Source organism: Phytomonospora sp. NPDC050363 (genome assembly GCF_040655735.1).
Taxonomy (GTDB): domain Bacteria; phylum Actinomycetota; class Actinomycetes; order Mycobacteriales; family Micromonosporaceae; genus Phytomonospora.
Genome location: NZ_JBFAKK010000007.1, coordinates 261,816 through 282,748, shown reverse-complemented (window position 1 = coordinate 282,748; position 20,933 = coordinate 261,816). Strand labels below are relative to the sequence as shown.

Below are 20,933 nucleotides of genomic sequence, written 5' to 3'. Positions count from 1 at the left end.
CGTAAGACTTGAGGTGGGGTCACTTGCCGTAGTAGGCGGCGACGACCTCGCGGGCTGCGCCCTCGTGCTTGTCGTAGGCGTCGGGGAAGGCCGAGACCTGGACGGTCTGGGCGGCCTCGCCCATGCCGAGCTTCTCCCACTTGTGAACGCCCTTGAGGCCGTTGTAGAAGGAGAGCGCGGAGGTACGGGGGGTCATGATCTCCTTGACCGTTCCCCAGCTGCCCGAGGCGCGCTGCTGGAAGAGGCCGACGGAGTCGTGGTCGGAGCCGGTGCCCTCGTGGTCGTACTTGAGGGACTTCGGCACGACCGGGCTGGCCAGGTTGCGCAGGCCGCTCTCCTGCATCGCGGTCATCAGGGCGATGATCTGGGCGCGACCGGACAGCCCGGCCTCCTGACCGGCCTTGATGATCGTGATGGCGTTGCGCATCTGGGTCTTGGTCAGACCCGCGACGGGCTTGAGCTCGGTGGTCTTCTTCTTGGCGGGTTTCTTGGCCGGCTGGTCCGCGGGGGCCGGGGCCTCCGCGGCTGCGGCGGCTTCGGCGATGGCGCGGGCGGCGTCGACGTCGTTGGCGGCGGAAGCGGCCGAGGACGAGAATCCGAGAGCCGCGAGGGCCACAGCGCCGGTAAGCGCGAGCAGGCCGATGCGTCGTCCCAGGACCCGGTCGAGGCCGATGGCTGAGGGGTTGGTTTCGTTTCGCACCGGACCAACGTAAGGGGTGATTTCCCAGGTCAGCGGCTTGGCGATGAGCGGGCGAAATTCATGGTGAGTGGTGTGTGCCCGTACTCGGCCACCTGTCTGTTAGGCCGGTTTGGCGAGGTTCGTCCCCGCTCGTTTCCAGCCGTGGAGGTTTCTCTTCTTCTGCCCTCGGCCGGACGAATGGGGCGCGTCCGCCGGACGGATGACCGCCGCTGACCGGTGGTGCCTTTGTGACTCATTCCACAAACACTTGCCACCTTCTGGCGAGCCGGGGCTTGTCTGGTGGGTCTTGTGGGTGCGAGGCGGGAATCATCGTGGTTCTGGCAAGCCGTGGTGGCGGCCTAGTACCGGTGTTGTACTCGGCCGACGCGACGGCGCAGTCCAGGGACGCGATGAGCCCGCCGCAGCCCCGCAGTGACCCACCGGACAAGCCCTAGGTTCCGGGGGTGACCAGGCCGGCCTCGTAGGCGAAGACGACCGCCTGAGCGCGGTCGCGCAGCGCCAGTTTGGTCAGCACACGGCTCACGTGCGTCTTGACCGTCTGCTCGGCCAGCACGAGCTGAGCGGCGATCTCCTGGTTCGACAGACCGCGCGCGACCAGGCGCAACACGTCGGTCTCACGCGGGGTCAGCCCGTTGAGGACGTTGCGCTTGGCGGGGTCGGCCCGGCCGCGCCCGGTGTAGTCCTCGATCAGGCGCCGGGTCACCGACGGCGCCAGCAGCGCCTCCCCGGCCGCGACGATCCGCACGGCGCTGACCAGCTCGGCCGCCGGAGCGTCCTTGAGCAGGAAACCGCTCGCCCCCGCCCGCAGCGCCTCGAAGACGTAGTCGTCGAGGTCGAAGGTGGTCAGCATGAGCACCTTCGGCCGGTGCACGCCCCTGGGCACGTCCAGGATCCGGCGGGTGGCCTCCAGGCCGTCGAGCTTGGGCATGCGGATGTCCATGAGCACCACGTCGGGGTCGTGCAGGCGCGCGGCGGACACGCCGGCCAGCCCGTCGGGAGCGTCCCCGACGACCACGATGTCGGGCTGCGCGCGCAGGAGGGCGCCGAACCCCTCGCGCACCATCGCCTGGTCGTCGACGAGCAGGACCTTGATCATGGGACCTCTTTCGGGAACGGAATCGGACACGATCATGCCTCGCGCACCGGGAGCCGCGCGTCGACCAGGTAGCCGCCCGACGGCGTCGGCCCCGACTCCAGCGAACCCCCCAGGATCGTCGCGCGCTCACCCGCCCCCCGCAGCCCGTAACCGCTGCCCCCACCCGCCGAAGGACGCGTGCCCGGCCCGTTCTCGACGCGCACGCGCAGCGCCTCCCCGTCGGAGGTGATCTCGACCGTCGCCCGCGAGCCCGGCGCGTGCCGGGCCACGTTCGACAGCGCCTCCTGCACGATCCGGTAGGCCGAGACGCCCACGATCTGCGGCACCTCGCCGACCTCGTCGCCCACGCTCAGCTCCACCTCGGCCCCCGCGTGCCGCGCCGAGGCGACCAGGTCGGGCAGGTCGGAGATCTGCGGCTGCGGTGCCGTCGGAGGCGCGGCCGCCTCGTCGCTGCGCAGCACGCCCAGCAGCAGGCGCATCTCGGTGAGCGCCTCGCGGGCGGCGGCCGAGATCTCGGTGAACTCCGCCCGCGAGTCCTCGCCGACGTCGCTCAGCCGGTAGGGGGCGGTCTCGGCGCGCACGGCGATCATCGACATGTGGTGGGCGACGACGTCGTGCAGCTCACGCGCGATCCGCGCGCGCTCGGTGAGGATCCCGCCGCGCTCCTGCTCGGCCGCCAGCCGCTGGCCCAGCTTGAAGTTGCGCCCGATGACCGCGCCGACCAGGAAGGGAACGGTGAACAGCAGGCACATCGCCAGCACGTTGTCCCTGGCCGTGACCGTGGCCGAGAGCATGAACATGGTCAGCGCCCACATCGGCACCAGCAGCCACAGGCGCTGTCGCAGGGAGACCACGAAGGTGACCCACAGCAGGATGACCGGCTGGACCGGGTTCCACGGCCACGTAGGGGTCGAGCTGCCGGGAGCCTCGACGGTCAGCCCGAACCACAGCGCGCACACGATCGCGATCAGCCAGGCCGGCAGGCTCCAGCGGGAGACCAGGGCCAGCGGCACGACCAGGATCACCGCGTAGATCAGGGACCACATGTGGTCGTGGATCGGGTTGTAGGTCGCCGCGGCGATGAAGACCACGGCGGCCAGCATCGGGATGCGGCCGTAGTACCGCACGCGCTGCCAGAAGCCGGTCGGCTTGGGCAGCGGCGGGACCTCGGGGCGGGTCAGGCGGGCCGAGAGGGCGCGCAGCGGGTCGGAGACGGTCACGTTGCCGCAGCGTACGCGCGGGTCTCGGCCGTTGTCGTCATACCCGGGTAGGGGGTGGGCGCTCCGGCGGCCTGACTTGCAGGGGGAGGCTTGTCGGATACCGGAGCGCCCGATCGAGAGGTGGGGCGTCGTCGACCTGGGTGCAGACCCCCGTCGGACGTCCCCGCCCCCCTCCACGACCATCCTCGTACGGCCGCACCGGTTCACGCTGCCCCGAGGGCATGTACCGGACGAAAGTGCCGATACCGCTCGCCGGGTCCTGCGAGATGAACGGCGGCCACGGTGAAGTCTTCAAGCAATAGAGCCCGGCTCGTTCCAACCCGGACACCGGCATGGTGCAGGATCGAGGCCATGACCGACATCGGGACCCTGGTGCTCCTCCGCCACGGCGAGAGCGAGTGGAACGCGAAGAACCTGTTCACCGGCTGGGTGGACGTCGACCTGACGGCCAAGGGCGAGGGCGAGGCCCGCCGAGGCGGCACCCTCCTCGTCGAACACGGACTGCTTCCCGATGTCGTGCACACGTCCGTGCAGCGCCGCGCCATCCGCACCGCCGAACTCTCCCTGCACGCCGCCGACCGGCACTGGATCCCCGTGAAGCGGTCCTGGCGGCTCAACGAGCGCCACTACGGCGCGCTCCAGGGCAAGAACAAGGCCGAGACGCTCGCCCAGTACGGCGAGGAGCAGTTCATGCTGTGGCGCCGCTCCTACGACACGCCCCCGCCGCCCATCGACCCCGGCGACGAGTACTCCCAGAGCGGCGACCCGCGCTACGCCGACCTCCCGCCGGAGCTCGCGCCGCTGACCGAGTGCCTCAAGGACGTCGGCGTGCGGATGCTCCCCTACTGGTACGACGCGATCGTCCCCGACCTGCTGGCCGGCAAGACCGTGCTCGTCGCCGCGCACGGCAACAGCCTGCGCGCGCTGGTCAAGCACCTCGACGGGATCTCCGACGGCGACATCGCCGGGCTCAACATCCCCACCGGGATCCCGCTGCGCTACGACCTCGACGCGAACCTCAAGCCGGTCAACAGCGGCGGCACCTACCTCGACCCCGAGGCCGCCGCGACGGCGGCCGCGGCGGTAGCGGCGCAGGGGCGCAAGTAGCGAACGGCCGAGTGCACGCTGGCCGTGCGGTCAGCGTGCCTCCGGCCCTAATATCGGCGGCGTGAACACAGCGGAGCTGCTCTCGGTCGCGGCACTTGTCTGCGGCGCCCTCCTGGGCGCCGCCCTGGTGTACGTGCTGACGCATCGGAGCATGCGCCCCCGGCCTCCCGTCGCCCCGTCGAACGATGAGGAAGGAGGCCCCGCCATGACCGACATCCCAGGTGAGACCGTACTGGCCACCCTGCGCGCCGGCGTGGTGCTGCTCGGCGCCCGCGACGAGCTGCGCTACGCCAACAAGGCGGCCGCCGACCTCGGCGTCGTCGGCGACGGCCACCTCGACTCCTCCGTCCTGCGCGGGCTCGTCTCCCACGTGCGCCGCAGCGGCAAGAGCCGCGACGCCGAACTCGAACTGCCGCGCAAGGGCGGCGGCGAGGCGGTGTCGGTGCGCATCCGGGTGACCGCGCTGCCCGACGACAGCATCGTCATCGAGGCCGAGGACATCACCGAGCTGCACCGCGTCGAGCGCGTCCGCCGCGATTTCGTCGCCAACGTCAGCCACGAGCTCAAGACCCCCGTCGGGGCGATGCAACTGCTGGCCGAGGCGCTCCAGGACGCCGTCGACGACCCCGAGGCCGCCGCGCGCTTCACCTCGCGCATCCAGCACGAGTCGGCGCGAATGGCGCGGCTGGTCAGCGAGCTGCTCGAACTGTCGCGCGTGCAGGGCGCCGAGGCCACGCCCGAACCGGTCGACGTGGACGTCGACCGGATCATCCTCGACGCCCTCGACCGCGCCCGCACCGGCGCGGCCGCCAAGAACATCTTCCTCAACGTCGTCGGCGAGCGCGGGCTGGTCACCTACGGCAGCGAGTCGCAGCTGGCGACGGCGCTGGGGAATCTGATCGACAACGCGATCAACTACAGCCCGGTCGACACGACCGTGACGATCGAGACCGGCAACGGGGGCGCCGAGCTGACCGTCTCGGTCACCGACGAGGGCATCGGCATCGCCGAGGCCGACCTCGACCGCATCTTCGAACGCTTCTACCGGGCCGACCCGGCGCGCTCGCGGGCGACGGGTGGCACGGGTCTCGGCCTGGCGATCGTGAAGCATATTGCGGGGAATCATGGCGGTAGGGTTTATGTGAGCAGTACGCCCGGTACTGGGTCTACGTTCACCTTGTTGTTGCCCAGCCGTACCGTGCGATCCGCTGCCCTGGCACCGACGGAAGGTGAGATGTAGATGTCTTCGCAGGTCTGACGGCTGTCGTCGGACCTCGCTGCCGGGCTGAAGGGAAAGTCGTGACCCGCGTACTAGTCGTGGAGGACGAGGAGTCGTTCTCGGACGCTTTGTCGTACATGCTCCGCAAGGAAGGTTTCGAGGTCTCCGTGGCCGCCACGGGGCAGGCGGCGATCAGCGAGTACGAGCGCAACGGGGCCGATGTCGTACTGCTCGATCTGATGCTCCCGGAGAAGTCGGGCACCGAGGTGTGCCGTGAGCTGCGGGCCACCTCGTCGGTGCCGATCATCATGGTGACCGCGAGGGACAGCGAGATCGACAAGGTCGTCGGGCTGGAGATAGGCGCCGACGACTACGTGACCAAGCCCTACTCCCCGCGCGAGCTGGTCGCCCGCATCCGGGCGGTGCTGCGCCGGCACGCCGAGCCCACCGACCCGCTGGTGACGGTCCTGGAGGCCGGGCCGGTGCGGATGGACGTCGACCGGCACGTGGTGTCGGTCAAGGGCGACTCGGTGCCGATGCCGCTCAAGGAGTTCGAGCTGCTGGAGATGTTCCTGCGCAACGCCGGGCGGGTGCTGACGCGGGGGCAGCTCATCGACCGGGTGTGGGGCGCCGACTATGTGGGCGACACCAAGACCCTGGACGTGCACGTCAAGCGCCTGCGCTCGAAGGTCGAGATCGAGCCGGGCAAGCCGAAGCACCTGGTGACGGTGCGGGGGCTGGGGTACAAGTTCGAGCCTTAGAGGGCCGTGACGCCGGGGCGGGGGCCTTCGGCGGGCATGGACCGAAGAAGGGCCGCGGCGTGACGCCGCGGCCCTTCTTTGTCCACCGGCCCTGTGGAAAACCCTGTGGATTACCTGTGGACGGCTGTGGATAAGTCGTGGTGGTCTGTGGACGGGCTGTGGATTACTCGGTGTCGCCGGGGGCTTCGACGACCGTCGTGGTCTGAGCCTGAACCGAGAACGCCGACTCGCCGGGGGCCCGGTAACGGGTGCCGAGCACGTCGGAGGTCTCCGGGTCGATGATGATCTCGTAGCGCGACCCCTCCTCGCTGTCGAAGCCGACGGCGACGCCGGTCCGGTCGAGCACCTCGACGGTGCCCTCGGTGCGGGTCACGTTGTCGAGGGTCGCCATGGCCTCGAACACGGCGGTGCGCTGGTCCGGCGAGATGACCGCCGCGGCCGTGATGAGCAGGGACACGCCGTCCTTGAACAGCGAGTGCGGTTCGGCGTCGGGGTGCTCGGCGCGCAGGACCGCCAGCATGCCCTCGGCGTCGGTGGGCAGGGAGGCGAGGTAGTCGCGGGTCGGGGTGTTGATGGTCGGGCCGTGCTCGGCGAGGTAATCGGCGGTCTCGGCGCGCTCGGCCGCGAGGTCCTCCTTGGGGTTGGACGCGTCGGGAATCGTCTGCACGCCGTCCTCGACGAGCATCACCAGGTGCATGCCGAGGTCGATCTCGTGCCAGGCCTCGCGGACGTTCGGCTCCGCGTCGTCGCCGATGTAGCTGGTCTCGCGGACGTAGACGTAGTCGCCGGTCGAGTTCTCGGCGTGCGTGCTGCGGCCGGTGTTGTAGGCGGCGTAGCGCAGGATCTCCGGGGCGGTGGCGGTGTCGAGGTCGAAGGCGACCTGCCCGGGAGTCTCGGAGGGCGTCGTTCCCCGCTCGTCGTTGCCGACCGACCCGAGCGCCACCGCGCCCAGCGCGATCGCGGCCACGGCGGGCAGCGCGACGACGGCGATGCGGCGGGGGGTGAAGAAGGAGGTCTTGCGAGCGTTCATGGTCCTGCCCTTCGGGTTCTTCTCTGCCAGGAAGGTGGCGCGCACGGAGGCCAGGCGCCGGGGGGTCTGCTCGTCGAGTTCTTCGCGGAACGAGGCCACGAGCCGCAGGTCGTCGTTGTCGTGTTCGGTCATGGCGTGCTCCGGTCGAGTCTCTTGCGCAGGTGAGCGCGCGCCCTCGACAGCCGCGAGCGCACGGTCCCCTCGGGGATTCGCAGGGCGGCGGCGATCTCGGGGTAGGTCAGTTCGGCGACGGCGAACAGCAGCAGCACGTCGCGCTGGTTCGCCTTGAGGGACGCCATCGCGTCGGCGAGGCGCCGCGACATGCCCTGCGCCTCGACCCGGTCGAGGCTGCGGTCGGTGGTGTCGTGGGCGCCGAGCGGGTCGACGCCGGTCTTGGCGAGGGTCTTGTAGGCGCGGGCCTCGGTGCGGCGGTGCCGCCGCAGCATGTTGGTGCAGATGCCGTACAGCCAGGGCAGCGCGTCGGCGCGGGTCCGGTCGTAGCGGTGGCGGGTGGCGAAGGCCGTCAGGTAGGTCTGGGAGACCAGGTCGTCGGCGAGGTCGGGGCCGACGCGGCGCGCGCAGTAGCGGTGCAGGGCCGCGGCGTGCCGGTCGAACAGGACGGTGAAGCGTTCGGGTTCGCCGTGGACGAGCTCGGCGTCACCGAACGCGGGCCGGACCCGGTCGCGTGGTGAGCCGCGGGCGGCGAGTCCCGGTGTGTCGGCGTGAATGGTGGTCACGTCCTGTTCTTGCCCGGAGGCCGTGCGGGGGTTCCCGTTTTTTCGGGCCTCGCTCGCGCTCACAGCGCGGCGGCGGCCTCACCGACGGCCGTGCTCGCACGTTTGAGCAGGTCGCGCAGGGTTTCCCGCTCCTGCGGGGACAGGGCTGCGGCGATGGCGCGCTCGATCTTCACGGCCCGTTCGTCGGCGGCGGCCAGCGCGGCGCGGCCCTCGTCGGTGAGGCGGGCCTCCTTGATGTGGCGATGCCACTCGTGGGGGGTGCGCTCGACGAGGCCGTGTTCTTCGAGGTTGCGCAGGACGACGGTCATGGCCTGCGGGGTGACCAGGCAGGCGCGGGCGAGCGCGGCGGCCGACATGCCGGGGTTGCCGTCGAGGGTGAACAGGGCGGCGTACTGGGGCACGGTGAGGCCTGCCGCGCGGACGGCGGTGCTCTTGGCGGCCATCAGCTCCTGCTCGGCGCGTTTGATGTCGAGGCCGAGGCGTTCACCGGCGGGCATGCGCATCCGTTCAGCCTAGCCGAGTAGTCAAAGTATTGTGAACTATCAAAGCTTTGATAGTCTCGCCGCCATGACCGACTTCCTCGACCTCGACGGCATCCACACCGGCTTCGTCGCCGCGAACCGCTCGCGCGCCATCGCCGCGGGCGTCGACCCCTACGAGTACGACCGCGTCACCGCGGGTATCGGGCACATCCGCGAGTGGCCGGACGCCTTCATCGCCGCCGCGCGGGAGCGCTCGGCGCTGGGCGAGCGCGGATCGACGGCCTCGCGGGAGGAGGCCGCGCGGGCCGCCGCACTGCTGTTCCACTTCGCGACCGTGCTGCCCGACTCCGACGAGCGGCGGCGGACGCGGGCGGCCACGTCGGCGGCCGAGGCCCTGGCCCGCGCGCTGCCGTCGGCGGTGGCGGTCGCCGACGACCACCCGGAAGAGGGCTTCCGGGGGTACCTGCGACTGCCGCCCGCCGAGGCTCCCCCGCTGGTGATCCTGGTGCCGGGCATGAACTCCAGCGCCGTCGAGTTCGCCGGCGTTTCCGACGTGCTCCTCCGGCGCGGCCTCGCGGTGCTGGCGATCGACGGCCCCGGCCAGGGCGCGTGCCCCGGCCGCTGGCAGCCGAAGTTCGAGCGGGTGGTCGGGCGCGCGATCGACGCGCTGCCCGGCTTCGGGCCGGTCGGAATCTGGGCGATGAGCATGGGCGGCTGGCTCGGCGCCCGCGCCACCGCCCACGAACCGCGCGTCCGCGCGCTGGTCGCCGTCAGCGGTCCGGGGCAACTGCGGTGGGAGGAGTTCGTGCCCTACGTGAGCCAGACCTTCGTGCGCCGGACAGGCGGGGAGCCGGCCGCGCGGGGCTTCGCCGCCGGGGTCGACCTGGCGGCGGTGTCGGCGCGGATGGACCGGCCGGCGCGGATCGTCGAGGGCGGCCTCGACGTGATCCCGGGGGTGTCGAGCCTGGCCGGCTTGCCCGGCGAGCTGGTGCTCATCGAGGACGGCGGGCACCTCGTCGAGGAGCACCGCCACCTCTGGCTGCCGCAGGCCGCCGACTGGCTGGCTCAGACTCTCCAGTCGACGCCGGCGGCCCAGTCGTCGACACCGCGCCAGCCGACCTCGGGGTAGTCGCGGCGCAGGGCGGCGACGTCGACGTCCATGCCGGTCTCGGTGAAGTAGGCGAACATGGCCGCGAGGTCGGCGGAGTAGCGGGCGGTGACTTCGAGGGGGACCTCCTCGTAGTCGAGCTCGCGCCCCATGGCGGTGGCGATGGACGCGCCGATCTGGGCGGGCGTGCGCTCGTCGGAGGCGATGTCGACGCGGCGGCCGGCGAACTCCGCCCGGCGTTCGAGGACGAGTGCGGCGAAGGCGCCGATGTCGGCGGCACTGATGACGGCCAGCGGCCGGCCGGCGGGCATGGGAAGGGCGAAGACGCCGCTGCGCAGGCCCTCCATGCTCCAGCCGGAGGTCCAGTTGTCGAGGAAGGCGGCGGGGGCGATCACGGTCCAGTCGACGGCGAGCCCGCGCAGGTGCTTCTCGACGAGGTACTTGGTCTCGAAGTGGGGGATGCCGGTGGAGCGGTCGGCGTTGGCGGCGGAGGTGTAGACGACGTGGGCGACGCCGGCGGCCTGCGCGGCGTCGACGAGGGCCAAGGCCTGCCGGACCTCGGTGTCCAGGTCAGTGCCAAACGGCGTCGACATCGCGAACAGGCCGTCGGCGCCGGCGAGGGCGGCTTCGAGGCCGGCGGGGTCGTCGAAGTCGGCGCGGAGGACCTCGGCACCGAGTTCGCCGAGGGCGACGGCGGCCGGGGAGGCCGGCTCGCGGGTGAGGGCGCGGACCCGATGGCCTCGGGCGAGGAGGGCGCGGGCGGTGGCGCCACCCTGGGCGCCGGTGGCACCGCTGACGACGTGGATCGCGGGATAAGATGACTGTGTCATGCAGACAATCTACGACTGATTATCTGCGTCGCGCAAGCATTTCAATGGAGAACGACTGTGTCACGCAGCACTCAACTGACCGAGCTGGAGACCGCCTCGCGGGAGTACATGGCCTCGTACGTGCTGTTCAACCAGGCGGTCGCCGACCACCTGGGCATGCACCCGACCGACGTGCAGTGCCTCAACCTCATCACCGCCGAGCCCGAGCCGGTCACCACCGGCGCCATCGCCGAGATGACCGGCCTCACCAGCGGCTCGGCGACCAGGCTCGTCGACCGCCTGGTCAAGGCGGGGTACGTCGAACGGGTCCGCGACACCGCCGACCGCCGCCGCGTGCTCGTCCGCGTCGTGCCGGAGGCGGTGGACTCCTACGGGGCATTGTGGGCCCGGCTCGGGCCGGGGTGGCGCGAGGTCCTTGAGGAGAACACCGCCGAGGAGAAGGCCGTGCTGCTGCGGCACATGCGGCGGACGGTCGAGTTGTCACGCCGGCAGATCGCCGAACTGCGCGGCGAGGCCCCTGCCCACGAGCCCGGGAGATCGACGACCCGGGAGGCGTGACACGGGCCGCTAGGGTCGGCCACATACGCGGGCTCACACCGCGACAACCCCCGAAGGGCGGCGGGCATGGGCAGCTGGGTCGTGATCGTGGAGCACCACAGCGAGGGCCGCAACGATGACAGGGAGGTCCTCGGCGGCGCCGGGGGCACCCGGGAGCAGGCACTGGATACGCTCCGCAGCATCGTGCACACCTACCTGCCCAGGCCGCGGATCACCGAGAAGTGGCGCCAGGTCTACCGCCTCGCCGACCGCGAGTCCTACGTGGTGATCATCAGGGGCACCATGACGCAGTGGCACTGCACCCTGCGCGTCGCCGAGCTGGTCGCCGACTCCCGGGACCCCTCGGTGGCCTGGCGGGCGCAGGCCGAGGACGCCGGGCAGCCGCCCGCGCACCCGTAGTCAGACCCGCGACGGCTCCGCCACGACCTCCGCCTCGCGCAGCGCCGCGCTCGTGACGCGCGGCGCCAGGACGACGGCGGCCAGCGCGAGTCCGGCCGCCGCGATCACGAAGGCCTCCCGGAGGCCGAAGACCACGGCGAGGACCCCGCCGGTCAGGCCTCCGACGGGCACGACGCCGAGGACCACCAGCCGGTAGGCGGCCGTCACGCGGCCGAGCAGCGCGTCGGGGACGACCGCCTGGCGCAGCGTGGAGACCACGATCTGACTGCAAGCGGTGGTGACGGCGGCCAGAAACATCCCGGCGAGCGCCACGACCACGTTGGCGGTCAGTCCCAGCACCGCGAAGCTCGCCGCCGGTCCGAGGGCCGCCGCCCACAGCACCGGTCCGCCGCCGATCAGCGGAATGACCTTCTCGGCGATCAGCGAGCCGAGGACCGCGCCGGCGGCCGGGACGGCGATGAACAGGCCGTAGGCGGCCGCGGGAACGCCGAGGGGTCCGGTGGCCAGCAGGACGAGGATCGCGCCGGTCGCGGTGCCGAAGAGGTTGATCGCCGCCGAGATGAAGGCGACGCGGCGCAGCAGGTGGTGGGTCCAGAAGTGGCGCCAGCCCGCCTTGATGTCGGACAGCATGGAAGTGGGGGAATCGCCGGCCGCGCTCTCCTCGGCCGCCGTCGGCAGCAGTCGCGGGAGCAGCAGCGCGGCGAGGGCGGCGACGGCGAAGAGTCCCGCGCTGCCGAAGAAGGCCAGGGTCGCGGCGATCGCGACCAGGAACGAGCCGATCGGCGGGCCGACGAAGGTGTTGATCACCGACTGGGTGGCGAAGAGCCTGCCGTTGGCGCGTTCGAGGTTGCGGCGGGGCACGATGCGCGGCGGCACGGTGAGGGCGGCGTTGTCGACGAGGGTCTCGGCGGTTCCGGCGACGAAGACGGCCGCGTAGAGCAGCCCGACGCTCTCCCAGCCCAGCGCCACGGCGGTCGCCAGGAGCGCGAATCCGGCGCCGCGCAGGAGGTTTCCGGCGACCAGGACGCGCCGGCGGTCCATGCGGTCGGTGAGGGCTCCCGCGGGGAGGGTGAACAGCAACCAGGGCGAGAACTGCACGACCGTCATGCCCGCCACGGCCAGGGGGTCGCGGGTCAGCGAGGCCAGCAGGAGCGGCGCCGCTGCGGCCAGGATCCCGTCGGCGGCGTTCGAGGCCCCCTGGGAGGTCCACAGCGCGCCGAATGCGGAGAGTTTCCTCATCGCCTAACCCCTTAGACCGTTATTGACCGTTAGGGTCGGTACGCTAACATGCAAAGGTGCCGAAAGGAATTAGGGTGGCCGCGCTTCCCGACATCGCGATCTCGCGCATCGGCGGGGACCTCGCCGTCGACTTCCTCAACACCGTCGACTGGCGCTTCGACCCTTCGCGCCGCAACGAACGGCTGCCGGACTATCCGCACATGCTCGCGTGGATGAAGGGCGCCGGGCTTCTTCCCCACGAGCAGGCGAAGGCCCTGGCCGAGCAGGCCGCCGAGCGGCCCGAACTCGCCGAGACTGAGCACACGCTGGTGGTGGAGCTGCGCGACGACACCTACGACGCGCTCAACGAGGGCGGGTCGCCCGCGGTGCTCCAGGACCGCCTGCTCGACGCGCACGCTGCGGGCCGGCTCGACCGGGAGCCCGGCGGGTCGTGGCGGTGGGTCCCGGCGGCGCTCGACCTCGCCGCGCCGCGTCACCTGCTGGCGTGGGAGTTCGCGCGACTGCTGACCTCCGACGAGGTCGTGCGCTTCCACCGCTGCGAGGACCGCGACTGCGGGTGGGTCTTCCTCGACACCTCCCGGCAGCACAACCGGCGCTGGTGCAGCGCCGCCGACTGCGGCAACCGCAACCGGGTGCGCGCGCACTACGAGCGGTCGAAGTCCGCCTGACCTCGGCCGAGGTCAGGCGGGAAACCTCAGGCCGGGTACTCCGCGTCGCCCGGGATCGTCATGCGCGGCGGGTCGACGTCGAGCAGCACGCGCGGCAGGATCGGCGCCAGGTCGCGGGTCAGCGCCGCCGTCAGCACCGAGGCGGTGGAGGGGTGTCCGGCGAGCTCGTCGAGGGTGACCGCGGTCGGCGGCAGCATCATCTCGCGGTGGCGGTCCAGCGCGAGCTCCGGCGAGACCCAGGTCGTGCGGTCGGCCTCGCTGCCGAGGTTGGCCGGCTCCTGCCCGCCGGGCAGGGCGGCGACGTAGAACCAGGTGTCGTAGCGGCGCGGCTCGAACTCCGGGGTCACCCAGCGCGACCAGGCGCGCAGGTCGACGCCGACGACACCGGTCTCCTCCGCCAGCTCGCGCGCGGCCGTCGCGGCGATGTCGGCGTCGGCCGCCTCGGCGGCTCCGCCGGGGAAGGCGTAGAGGCCGCCGGCGAAGGCCATCGTCGCCGAGCGCCGGATCATGAAGACCTCGACGCCCTCGTCGGCGTCGCGCAGCAGCAGGACCGTGGCGGCCTTGCGCGGCTCGACGGGCGCGGTCTCGGCGGCGTAGAAGTCGCGGGCGTGCTCGGCGAAGGCCGGCGGCAGCGCCCGGACGTCGCCGCGCGAGCCGGTGGGCAGGTCAGTCAACGCGCACCGCCACCGCGATCCCCTGACCGACACCGATGCAGGCCGCCGCGATGCCGACGCCCCCACCTCGGCGGCGCAGCTGCGCGCACAGGTCGATGATCACGCGAACGGCGGAGGCCCCCAAGGGGTGGCCGTAGGCGATCGCGCCGCCGTCGACGTTGACCTCGTCCGCGTCGAGTTCGGGCAGCAGCGCCAGGTTCGACAGGACCATCGCGGCGAAGGCCTCGTTGATCTCCCAGGCGTGCACGTCGGCGAAGGAGAGGCCCAGACGTGCAAGGAGCTTGCGGATGGCGTCGGCGGGCGCGATCGAGAAGCGCTCGGGGGCGATGCCCACCGTCGCCGAGCCGATGATGCGGCCCATGGAGCCCTCCGCGCGCGGCCCGATGAGCACGGCGGCGGCGCCGTCGTTGATGGGCGAGGAGTTGCCCGCGGTGACCGCGCCGTCGGCGCTGAAGGAGGACTTCAGCGAGGCGAGCTTGGCGAGCGAGGTGTCGCCGCGGATGCTCTCGTCGCGGCGGACCCCGTTGACCTCCATGACGTAGGGCGTGTGCAGGCCCTTGTTCCAGGCGGCCGCGGCGAGGCGGTGGCTGCGCAGCGCCCACTCGTCCTGCGCCGCGCGCTCGATGCCCAGTTCGGCGGCGACGTTCTCCGCGCAGGCGCCCAGCGACTGCGTCCACTCGCCGGGGAACTCGGGGTTGACCATGCGCCAGCCGAGGTGCGTCGGGTACATCTCCATCGCCCGGGGCAGTGCCTCGTCGGGCTTGGGAATGACGAAGGGCGCGCGGCTCATGCTCTCGACGCCGCCGGCGACCACGTAGCGGGCATCGCCGGTGGCGACCATGCGCGCGCCCTGCACGAGGGCCTCGCCGCCGGACGCGCACAGGCGGTTGATCGTCACGCCGGGGACGGTGACCGGCAGCCCGGACAGCAGGGCGGCCATCCGCGCGACGTTGCGGTTGTCCTCGCCGGCGCCGTTGGCGTCGCCGAGCAGCACGTCGTCCACTTCGGACGGATCCACGTCGGGGTTGCGCGCCATCAGCTCGGCGATGGGCAGGGCGGCCAGGTCGTCGGTGCGCACGGTCGACAGTCCGCCCCGGAACCGGCCGAAGGGCGTGCGTACCGCGTCGATGAGGTAAGCGTCCACGCCGTGACCCTATCGGTCCGGGACGCGCGGCGGGAGTGGCGACGGTCTCAGCCCAGGTCGGCCCGCGATGCGTCAGTACGGTTCGAGGACCGCCCCGTTCGAGCCGTCGATGACCATCCGCCGCCCGACGAAATCGACGAGGTCGACGGGCAGGAGGGTGACGAAGGGGCCCTGCTCGAAGGCCGCTCCCACGCACTCGGTCTCGCTGCGCGGCCGCCAGGCCGGGACCGGCTCGCCGGGCGGGACCAGGCACTCGACGTAGGCGGTCACGGTGACCCGCTCGTCGGACCGGCCGACGGTGAAGTGGGTCGGGCGGTAGATGGAAGGGCGTGTCAACTCGCGAGCTGGTCGAGGTACCGCAGGATCACGCCCTCGCGCAGCGCCCACGGGCAGATGTCGAGTTCGCGCACGCCGAGCCGCCACATCGCCGTCTCGGCGACGATCGCGCCGGCCATCAGCTGGTGGGCGCGGCGAGGGCTGACGCCGTCGAGCTCGGCGAGCGCCGAGGCGGGCAGGCGGCGCACGAAGCCGAGCGTCTGGTGCAGGCCGGTCAGGGTCAGCGAGCGGGGTGCGCGCAGGCCGGCCGCCGAGGGCGCGGCGCCCGACAGGCGGGCCAGGGTCCGGAAGGTCTTCGAGGTGGCCGCGACGCGGTCGAAGGGGCCGAGTTTGGCGACGCGGGCGGCGGCGTCGTTGAGGGACTCGGTGACGTAGTCGGTGAGGGACTCGACGCTCTTGGAGGTGGGCGGGTCCTCGCGCAGCCAGTCGCGGGTGAGGCGCCCGGCGCCCAGGGGCATGGAGAGGGCGATCTCGGGCAGCTCGTCGACGCCGGCGGCCACTTCGAGGGAGCCGCCGCCGATGTCGAGGACCAGGAGTTTCCCGGCCGACCACCCGAACCAGCGGCGCACGGCGAGGAAGGTGAGGCGGGCCTCGTCGTCGCCGGCCAGGACCTGTAGTTCGACGCCGGTCTCGTTGTGGACGCGCGCGAGGACCTCCTCGCCGTTGGTGGCGTCGCGCACGGCGGAGGTCGCCAGGGTGATGAGGCCCTCGGTGCCCATGTTCTGGGCGGAGCGCTGGGCCTTGTCGATGGCGCGGATGAGCTCGTCGACGGCCGTGGCCTCGATGTTCCCGTCGCCGTCGAGGCGCTCTGCCAGGCGCAACGCCTCTTTCTCGGAGTGCAGGGGCCACGGGTGGGCGCCGCGATGCGCGTCCACCACGAGCAGGTGGACGGTGTTGGATCCCACGTCGAGCACACCGAGCCTCATGGCGCCACGCTACCGGCTGACGGCATTGCCCTTGCGCAGCACGTACGCTTGAGCGGTGACACTTGCGGACAATCCGCGTAAGAACGAGGTGGCCCTCGACTTCCCGCGTGAGTGGATCGAGTTCCTCGATCCCGACGACCCGGAAATCCTCATCCGCGCCGACCTGACCTGGTTGCTGTCGGGCTGGTCGTGCATCTTCGGTGGAGGCTGCCACGGCATCAACGCCGGCCGCGCCGCCGACGGCTGCTGCACGCACGGCGCCTTCTTCACCGACACCGACGACGTCAAGCGCGTGCGCAAGGCCGCGGCGAGGCTGACGCCCGAGACCTGGCAGCACTACCGGCCGAGGTTCAAGGACGCGACCGAGACCGACGAGCTCGACAACGAGGAAGGCGAGCCCGAACCGGCGCTGCGCACCGCGACCGTCGACGGGGCCTGCATCTTCCACAACCGCCTGGGCTTCGACGGCGGTTTCGGATGCGCGCTGCACGCCCAGGCGCTCCGCGACGGGGTTCACCCGCTGGAGTACAAGCCGGACGTGTGCTGGCAGTTGCCGATCAAGCGCGACTACGACAAGGTCCGGCACGCCGACGGGACCGAGAAGCAGGTCGTGATCATCACCGAGTTCGACCGGCGCGGCTGGGGCGAAGGCGGGCACGACCTGCACTGGTGGTGCACGTCGGCGCCGGAGGCGCACACGAGCAAGGTGGCGCTGTACGAGTCGTACGCGGCGGAGCTGGCCGAGCTGATCGGCAAGCCCGCCTACGAGCGGCTGGTGGAGTTGTGCCAGGCCAGACGCAAGTCGGGGCTGATCGCGATCCACCCGGCGACGGCGCGCAACGAGCCGAACGGGCTGTAGGACGTCTCGACCGCACCGCCCAGGGGCCGCCCCTGGGCGGGCTTCGCCGTGCCCTGCGCTTGCTTCCCGGGCGGCATCCGCTTAGGCTGAGCCTGCTTCAAAAACAGGAAGCACTCACTTGATTTAAGTTAAGCAGGGAGTTCGCGATGACCAAGCCCGTCTACACCGCGCTCGCGCACGTCGAAGGAGGCCGCGACGGCGGCCGCGGCACCACCCCCGGCGGTGAACTGGACGTACGCCTGGCGATGCCCAAGGAACTCGGCGGGGACGGTGACGGCGTCAATCCCGAGCAGCTGTTCGCCGTCGGCTGGGCCGCCTGCTTCGAGGCCGTGCTCGGGCTCGTCGGGAAGAAGGAAGGCGTGGAGGCCGCCGACGCGGTCATCGACGCCCGCGTGAGCCTCGTGCCCGCCGGCGGCGGACGCTTCGAACTCGGCGCCGCCCTCGACGTCACCCTCCCGTCGATCCCCGACGCCGCCGAGGCCGAGAAGCTCGTGCGCACCGCCCACCAGCTGTGCCCCTACTCGAACGCCACGCGCGGGAACATCGCCGTCGCCCTCAGCGTCAACGGGGTCGAGCTGAGCTGACGCGTTCGCGCGGCTGCGGCCAGTCGAACAGCGAGACCAGCACGTCGAGGAGGCCGCGATCACCGGCAACGGTGGCGCGGCCCTCCCTCTCGGCGTCGGCGAAGGACACGCCGCCCAGCAGCAGCGCCTTGAAGGTGTCGCCGTCGGCGGCGGTGAGGACGACGTCGGGGCGCTGCGCGGGGCCGTGCACCGTCTCCACCGACCGGTCTTCCACGCGCGCGTGGAAGACCTCGTCGGCGACCCGGAACTCGTAGACGCCGGCCACGCCCTCGGCCGCGTCGGGGACGAACGCCGACCGCATCGCCAGCACCGCCCACCCCGCCCGGTAGACCTCCCCCTCGGCCCGGGGCCCCAACGCCCACGTCATGCCCCAGTCGGCCAACGCGAGGACCGCGGGACCGAGGGCATGGCCCGCCTCGGTGAGCGCGTACGCGGGCGTGTTGGCGGGCGCGGGAAGCGTCACGGGGGCGACGACGCCCTCCTCGGTCAGGTACTTGAGACGCGCCGCGAGCAGGCCGGTGCCCATGCCGGGAAGGTTCGCCTGGAGGTCGCCGAAGCGCCGAGGCCCGGTCAGGAGCTCCCGGACGAGCAGGAGGGTCCAGCGCTCGCCGACGATGTCGAGGGCGTGGGCGGTGGCGCAGTACTGGTTGTAGGAGCGACGGCTCATGGTTCGGATTCTAGAGCGGGGGGTGTGGGTTTTTGAAGTGGGCGGCGGGTACCGGATGCTCATTTCGGGGTGGCGGAATTCCTCGCCCTCGACGAAGCGAAAATCTTCAGCGGTCACGGTAGACATTGGTTTTGGAGCGTGTTAGATTTCCTCTCGTTGAAGCGCGAGAGAGTCCATGCGGGGCAGCAGAGACTAGTTGCCCGTTAAGTATGAACTGGCAGGTCAGGCTGGTCGAAGCCAGGAAATCAAGAGGGCTTCGAACGATGGCGCTGCCGACGGCCACGACCGGTGGCCGTGGAAGTGAAAGTCGAACGACACGTACCACGGCAAGTGTGAGTCGCACGTGCCGGTTGAGATCGCAGGGTCACGCGCGTCAGAGCCGAGTTCGAGATGAGGGCTCTGGCGGTGGCCGAAGGGGTGGCGTACTTCCAGGCCGCTCGTCAGAAAGCAGAAGGACCAGTTCGTGTACAGGCCGGGGATATCGGACCGATGAGTTCCTCCGGACCAGGCCAAGGCGGTCAGCGAGTAGGGCCGCGGTGTTTTCGGTAAGTCATGGGAAAGGAGTTCCAACGCCGTCGTCAGATCGCCCGCGCTCGCTTGAGATATCGGCGCGCGGACACCGGGGTTCCACGGGTACGAACGTGGTCCACGGTCACGACTACGCGATCGCGCCCCACCGTTTCACGGTCGGCGCGCACGATGACACCGGTCGGTATCCACCGGTAGATGGTGTTGAACGATTCCGGGCCCCGGCGCGCTGCGCGCCGGGGCCCCTCGCCGCGTTCGGAAGGTTCTATGGGACAACCAGCACACATGACGCCCCCGGGCGCCGGCACGACCGACAAACTCGATGACGACGACTACCCCGCCTACTCGATGGGCCGGGCCGCCGAGCTAGCCGGCGTCACCCAGGCGTTCCTTCGCAGTCTGGGCGGCGCCGACCTCATTTCGCCACAGCGTTCCAGCGGCGGGCACCGCAGCTACTCCCGCTACCAACTACGCCTGGCCCGACGAGCCCGCGAACTCGTCGACCGCGGCACTCCGCTCGAAGCGGCCTGCCGGATCATCATCCTCGAAGACCAGCTCACCGAGGCCCAGCGCATCAACACCGAGCGCGAAGCCGGCACCCCCTGAACCGCAGGACTTCGCGCGGCCCGGCGAAGCCCGCCACGGACGCGACCGTTCGGCCTTCACCCCATCCCCGGCACACCCGCCTCGTCCAGCAGCCGGTGCATCACCGCCACCGGCACCCCCGGATTCGACGCCGCCGCCGTCGCCACCTCGGCGTCGGGGTCCCCCAGCAGCTCCAGCGCCCGCTCGACCCCCAACCCCGCATGCGCGGCGGCCGCGCCCCTCACCCCCGCGTCCTCATCGCGACTCAGCCGGTCCACCACCGCATCCGGCACCTCCGGGTCCAGCAGCGCCAGCATCGCCTCCTCGGGGTCGGGTGAGCCACCGAAGCGCGCGGCGAGCCCGGCCCGCGGGAAGCTCGCCTTCCGCAGCAGGGCCCCGCGCGTGACGACCCGCGCCTCCAGGAACGTGCTCAGCAGCAGCTCGCCCGGCACGTCCGGATGGTTCTCGCACAGCAGCAGCCGCACGACGGGGTCGGCGTCGGCGGCGAGCGCGGCGGCCACGTCGGACGGCAGGTGCGGTGAACAGGCGGCGGCCCGGCGCAGGCCGATGTGCGCCGAAGCCGCGCAGGCCCGCATGAGCTCGGGGTCGGCGAACCCGCGCACGACCCAGCCGGGCGAATGGAGCCGGTCGAAGGGACGGACCCGCACGTCGACGGCCATGCGTCGCGACTCGCTCAGCTCCGGCCGCATCGAGACCGCGAGCCGGACGTGCCGGGACGGGTCCGCCGCGAGGCGTTCGACCAGGTGCTCCGGGAGGCTCGGGTTGGCGGCGACGGCGGCGCGCGTCCACTCGCCGTCGTCGGCGGCGAGGAGTTCGGCGGTCGCGGGGTGCAGCATCCCGTCGTCGATGGCCTTCGCGCGGACGAGCATCGGGCCTTCGAGCAGCAGGTCGCTGAAGTCGGGGTTGCGGCCGCAGGCCTTGGGCATCGCGGCGCGCCGGACGCCCTCGTCTCCGTCGGCGAGCAGGCGCTCGACGACGGCCTCGGGCGGGTCGGGCCACGCCGAGATCGCGGCGGCCCGGACTTCCGCAACGGGGTCGGCGGCGAGGGTCTCCCGCAGCCCGGCGCCGATCGGCGACTCTCCCGCGACCGCCGAGCGGACCCGCGCCACCGGGTCGGCGGCCAGCCGCTCGTAGACCGCCGCCGGCAGATCCTCGACCGGCTCGCGAAACGGCTGCGGCCCGGCGGCGAGGAACGCTCGCACGCGAGCCGACGGATCGTCGACAAGGCGCGCGCGTTGCGCCGCCGGGACGTACCAGCCCTCGGCGAGGTGCACGCGCACGTCGGTGTCGGGGTGCGCGACCATCGCGTCGTACACCGCCTCCGGCAAGGGCGCCCGGCGGTGGAACAGCCACCACCAGGACCCCCGCGCCGCCTCCGGAAGCAGCAGCCGCAACAGCACCTCCGCCGGCGCCGCCGGGTTCACCGCCACTCCCCGCACGTCCACCCCCGCACAC

24 protein-coding genes are annotated in these 20,933 nt (G+C 71.7%); 10 read left to right on the top strand and 14 right to left on the bottom strand.

Translation table 11 applies throughout. The features are described 5' to 3' along the window. Positions 1-19: 19 nt before the first annotated feature. The 3 genes from AB0I28_RS21095 to AB0I28_RS21085 form a co-directional block, all read right to left on the bottom strand. Complete coding sequence (locus AB0I28_RS21095) at positions 20-700, bottom strand: hypothetical protein (protein ID WP_357495697.1); 681 nt, start codon at positions 698-700, stop codon at positions 20-22. A gap of 430 nt (positions 701-1,130) precedes the next feature. Then, a complete protein-coding gene (locus AB0I28_RS21090) occupies positions 1,131-1,796 on the bottom strand; it encodes a response regulator transcription factor (RefSeq protein WP_357495695.1) in 666 nt (221 codons plus the stop codon). A 32-nt stretch (positions 1,797-1,828) separates the two neighbouring features. Next, the gene (locus AB0I28_RS21085; RefSeq protein WP_357495693.1) at positions 1,829-3,016 is read right to left on the bottom strand and encodes a histidine kinase; all 1,188 of its coding nucleotides are present in this window, start codon (positions 3,014-3,016) and stop codon (positions 1,829-1,831) included. Between the two features lie 351 nt (positions 3,017-3,367). Between AB0I28_RS21085 and AB0I28_RS21080 the strand changes: the two genes are divergently transcribed. The 3 genes from AB0I28_RS21080 (at position 3,368) to AB0I28_RS21070 (ending at position 6,103) form a co-directional block, all read left to right on the top strand. After that, complete coding sequence (locus AB0I28_RS21080; protein WP_357495691.1) at positions 3,368-4,123, top strand: phosphoglyceromutase; 756 nt, start codon at positions 3,368-3,370, stop codon at positions 4,121-4,123. A 205-nt stretch (positions 4,124-4,328) separates the two neighbouring features. Beyond that, on the top strand, positions 4,329-5,363 hold the full coding sequence (locus tag AB0I28_RS21075) for an ATP-binding protein (protein WP_357495689.1): 1,035 nt from the start codon (positions 4,329-4,331) through the stop codon (positions 5,361-5,363). Between the two features lie 59 nt (positions 5,364-5,422). Then, complete coding sequence (locus tag AB0I28_RS21070) at positions 5,423-6,103, top strand: response regulator transcription factor (RefSeq protein ID WP_357495687.1); 681 nt, start codon at positions 5,423-5,425, stop codon at positions 6,101-6,103. A gap of 163 nt (positions 6,104-6,266) precedes the next feature. Here AB0I28_RS21070 and AB0I28_RS21065 read toward each other — a convergent pair whose 3' ends face one another. The 3 genes from AB0I28_RS21065 to AB0I28_RS21055 are packed head-to-tail and all read right to left on the bottom strand — an operon-like array spanning position 6,267 to position 8,373. Next, positions 6,267-7,265: a CU044_5270 family protein gene (locus AB0I28_RS21065; RefSeq protein ID WP_357495685.1), complete on the bottom strand. Its 999-nt coding sequence runs from the start codon at positions 7,263-7,265 to the stop codon at positions 6,267-6,269. Next, positions 7,262-7,870, bottom strand: coding sequence for a sigma-70 family RNA polymerase sigma factor (locus tag AB0I28_RS21060; protein WP_357495683.1), 609 nt, complete (start codon positions 7,868-7,870; stop codon positions 7,262-7,264). Before AB0I28_RS21060 ends, AB0I28_RS21065 begins: the two co-directional genes overlap by 4 nt. A 59-nt stretch (positions 7,871-7,929) precedes the next feature. Beyond that, a complete protein-coding gene (locus AB0I28_RS21055) occupies positions 7,930-8,373 on the bottom strand; it encodes a MarR family transcriptional regulator (protein ID WP_357495681.1) in 444 nt (147 codons plus the stop codon). Between the two features lie 64 nt (positions 8,374-8,437). Here AB0I28_RS21055 and AB0I28_RS21050 point away from each other — a divergent pair, with 64 nt between their 5' ends. Beyond that, positions 8,438-9,481 (top strand): alpha/beta fold hydrolase, encoded by a 1,044-nt coding sequence (locus AB0I28_RS21050; RefSeq protein ID WP_357495679.1) that lies wholly within the window; start codon positions 8,438-8,440, stop codon positions 9,479-9,481. On the opposite strand, the gene AB0I28_RS21045 is transcribed toward AB0I28_RS21050, so the two are convergent. Beyond that, entirely contained in the window at positions 9,418-10,290 is an 873-nt protein-coding gene (locus tag AB0I28_RS21045; protein ID WP_357495677.1) for an NmrA/HSCARG family protein, read from the bottom strand. The two genes, AB0I28_RS21050 and AB0I28_RS21045, sit on opposite strands and share 64 nt — an antisense overlap. A 57-nt stretch (positions 10,291-10,347) precedes the next feature. On the opposite strand from AB0I28_RS21045, the gene AB0I28_RS21040 reads away from it, so the two are divergent. Both AB0I28_RS21040 and AB0I28_RS21035 read left to right on the top strand, forming a co-directional pair. Continuing rightward, on the top strand, positions 10,348-10,848 hold the full coding sequence (locus AB0I28_RS21040) for a MarR family transcriptional regulator (RefSeq protein WP_357495675.1): 501 nt from the start codon (positions 10,348-10,350) through the stop codon (positions 10,846-10,848). A gap of 66 nt (positions 10,849-10,914) precedes the next feature. Beyond that, a complete protein-coding gene (locus AB0I28_RS21035) occupies positions 10,915-11,247 on the top strand; it encodes a hypothetical protein (RefSeq protein WP_357495673.1) in 333 nt (110 codons plus the stop codon). Here the strand turns inward: AB0I28_RS21035 and AB0I28_RS21030 are convergent, their stop codons facing one another. Then, positions 11,248-12,486 carry an MFS transporter gene (locus AB0I28_RS21030; RefSeq protein WP_357495671.1) on the bottom strand — a complete coding sequence of 413 codons (1,239 nt, stop codon included), beginning with the start codon at positions 12,484-12,486 and terminating at the stop codon, positions 11,248-11,250. Positions 12,487-12,560: 74 nt separating this feature from the next. Between AB0I28_RS21030 and AB0I28_RS21025 the strand changes: the two genes are divergently transcribed. Beyond that, positions 12,561-13,154 carry a CGNR zinc finger domain-containing protein gene (locus AB0I28_RS21025; RefSeq protein WP_357495669.1) on the top strand — a complete coding sequence of 198 codons (594 nt, stop codon included), beginning with the start codon at positions 12,561-12,563 and terminating at the stop codon, positions 13,152-13,154. A 26-nt stretch (positions 13,155-13,180) separates the two neighbouring features. Here AB0I28_RS21025 and AB0I28_RS21020 read toward each other — a convergent pair whose 3' ends face one another. The 4 genes from AB0I28_RS21020 to AB0I28_RS21005 form a co-directional block, all read right to left on the bottom strand. Next, a complete protein-coding gene (locus tag AB0I28_RS21020; RefSeq protein WP_357495667.1) occupies positions 13,181-13,828 on the bottom strand; it encodes an NUDIX hydrolase in 648 nt (215 codons plus the stop codon). After that, the gene (locus tag AB0I28_RS21015) at positions 13,821-14,972 is read right to left on the bottom strand and encodes an acetyl-CoA C-acyltransferase (protein WP_357495665.1); all 1,152 of its coding nucleotides are present in this window, start codon (positions 14,970-14,972) and stop codon (positions 13,821-13,823) included. Before AB0I28_RS21015 ends, AB0I28_RS21020 begins: the two co-directional genes overlap by 8 nt. A gap of 72 nt (positions 14,973-15,044) precedes the next feature. Further along, on the bottom strand, positions 15,045-15,308 hold the full coding sequence (locus AB0I28_RS21010) for a hypothetical protein (protein ID WP_357495663.1): 264 nt from the start codon (positions 15,306-15,308) through the stop codon (positions 15,045-15,047). After that, a complete protein-coding gene (locus AB0I28_RS21005) occupies positions 15,305-16,234 on the bottom strand; it encodes a Ppx/GppA phosphatase family protein (protein ID WP_357495661.1) in 930 nt (309 codons plus the stop codon). Before AB0I28_RS21005 ends, AB0I28_RS21010 begins: the two co-directional genes overlap by 4 nt. Before the next feature lie 55 nt (positions 16,235-16,289). On the opposite strand from AB0I28_RS21005, the gene AB0I28_RS21000 reads away from it, so the two are divergent. Next, the gene (locus AB0I28_RS21000; RefSeq protein ID WP_357495659.1) at positions 16,290-17,093 is read left to right on the top strand and encodes a hypothetical protein; all 804 of its coding nucleotides are present in this window, start codon (positions 16,290-16,292) and stop codon (positions 17,091-17,093) included. A 146-nt stretch (positions 17,094-17,239) separates the two neighbouring features. Then, a complete protein-coding gene (locus AB0I28_RS20995) occupies positions 17,240-17,677 on the top strand; it encodes an Ohr family peroxiredoxin (RefSeq protein ID WP_357495657.1) in 438 nt (145 codons plus the stop codon). Here the strand turns inward: AB0I28_RS20995 and AB0I28_RS20990 are convergent. After that, positions 17,655-18,344, bottom strand: a complete 690-nt coding sequence (locus AB0I28_RS20990) for a winged helix-turn-helix transcriptional regulator (RefSeq protein WP_357495655.1) — start codon at positions 18,342-18,344, stop codon at positions 17,655-17,657. The two genes, AB0I28_RS20995 and AB0I28_RS20990, sit on opposite strands and share 23 nt — an antisense overlap. 813 nt (positions 18,345-19,157) lie before the next feature. Here AB0I28_RS20990 and AB0I28_RS20985 point away from each other — a divergent pair. Next, the gene (locus AB0I28_RS20985; protein WP_357495653.1) at positions 19,158-19,478 is read left to right on the top strand and encodes a helix-turn-helix domain-containing protein; all 321 of its coding nucleotides are present in this window, start codon (positions 19,158-19,160) and stop codon (positions 19,476-19,478) included. Positions 19,479-19,534: 56 nt separating this feature from the next. Here the strand turns inward: AB0I28_RS20985 and AB0I28_RS20980 are convergent, their stop codons facing one another. Then, entirely contained in the window at positions 19,535-20,902 is a 1,368-nt protein-coding gene (locus AB0I28_RS20980) for a hypothetical protein (protein ID WP_357495651.1), read from the bottom strand. Positions 20,903-20,933: the final 31 nt, after the last annotated feature.

What these genes read in the sequence shown, in the direction of transcription:
- AB0I28_RS21090 (WP_357495695.1), bottom strand. Translation starts at nt 1,796, where the DNA reads ATGATCAAGGTCCTGCTCGTCGACGACCAGGCGATGGTGCGCGAGGGG.
- AB0I28_RS21080 (WP_357495691.1), top strand. Translation starts at nt 3,368, where the DNA reads ATGACCGACATCGGGACCCTGGTGCTCCTCCGCCACGGCGAGAGCGAG.
- AB0I28_RS21075 (WP_357495689.1), top strand. Translation starts at nt 4,329, where the DNA reads ATGACCGACATCCCAGGTGAGACCGTACTGGCCACCCTGCGCGCCGGC.
- AB0I28_RS21065 (WP_357495685.1), bottom strand. Translation starts at nt 7,265, where the DNA reads ATGACCGAACACGACAACGACGACCTGCGGCTCGTGGCCTCGTTCCGC.
- AB0I28_RS21055 (WP_357495681.1), bottom strand. Translation starts at nt 8,373, where the DNA reads ATGCGCATGCCCGCCGGTGAACGCCTCGGCCTCGACATCAAACGCGCC.
- AB0I28_RS21050 (WP_357495679.1), top strand. Translation starts at nt 8,438, where the DNA reads ATGACCGACTTCCTCGACCTCGACGGCATCCACACCGGCTTCGTCGCC.
- AB0I28_RS21045 (WP_357495677.1), bottom strand. Translation starts at nt 10,290, where the DNA reads ATGACACAGTCATCTTATCCCGCGATCCACGTCGTCAGCGGTGCCACC.
- AB0I28_RS21035 (WP_357495673.1), top strand. Translation starts at nt 10,915, where the DNA reads ATGGGCAGCTGGGTCGTGATCGTGGAGCACCACAGCGAGGGCCGCAAC.
- AB0I28_RS21030 (WP_357495671.1), bottom strand. Translation starts at nt 12,486, where the DNA reads ATGAGGAAACTCTCCGCATTCGGCGCGCTGTGGACCTCCCAGGGGGCC.
- AB0I28_RS21005 (WP_357495661.1), bottom strand. Translation starts at nt 16,234, where the DNA reads ATGAGGCTCGGTGTGCTCGACGTGGGATCCAACACCGTCCACCTGCTC.
- AB0I28_RS20995 (WP_357495657.1), top strand. Translation starts at nt 17,240, where the DNA reads ATGACCAAGCCCGTCTACACCGCGCTCGCGCACGTCGAAGGAGGCCGC.
- AB0I28_RS20990 (WP_357495655.1), bottom strand. Translation starts at nt 18,344, where the DNA reads ATGAGCCGTCGCTCCTACAACCAGTACTGCGCCACCGCCCACGCCCTC.
- AB0I28_RS20985 (WP_357495653.1), top strand. Translation starts at nt 19,158, where the DNA reads ATGACGCCCCCGGGCGCCGGCACGACCGACAAACTCGATGACGACGAC.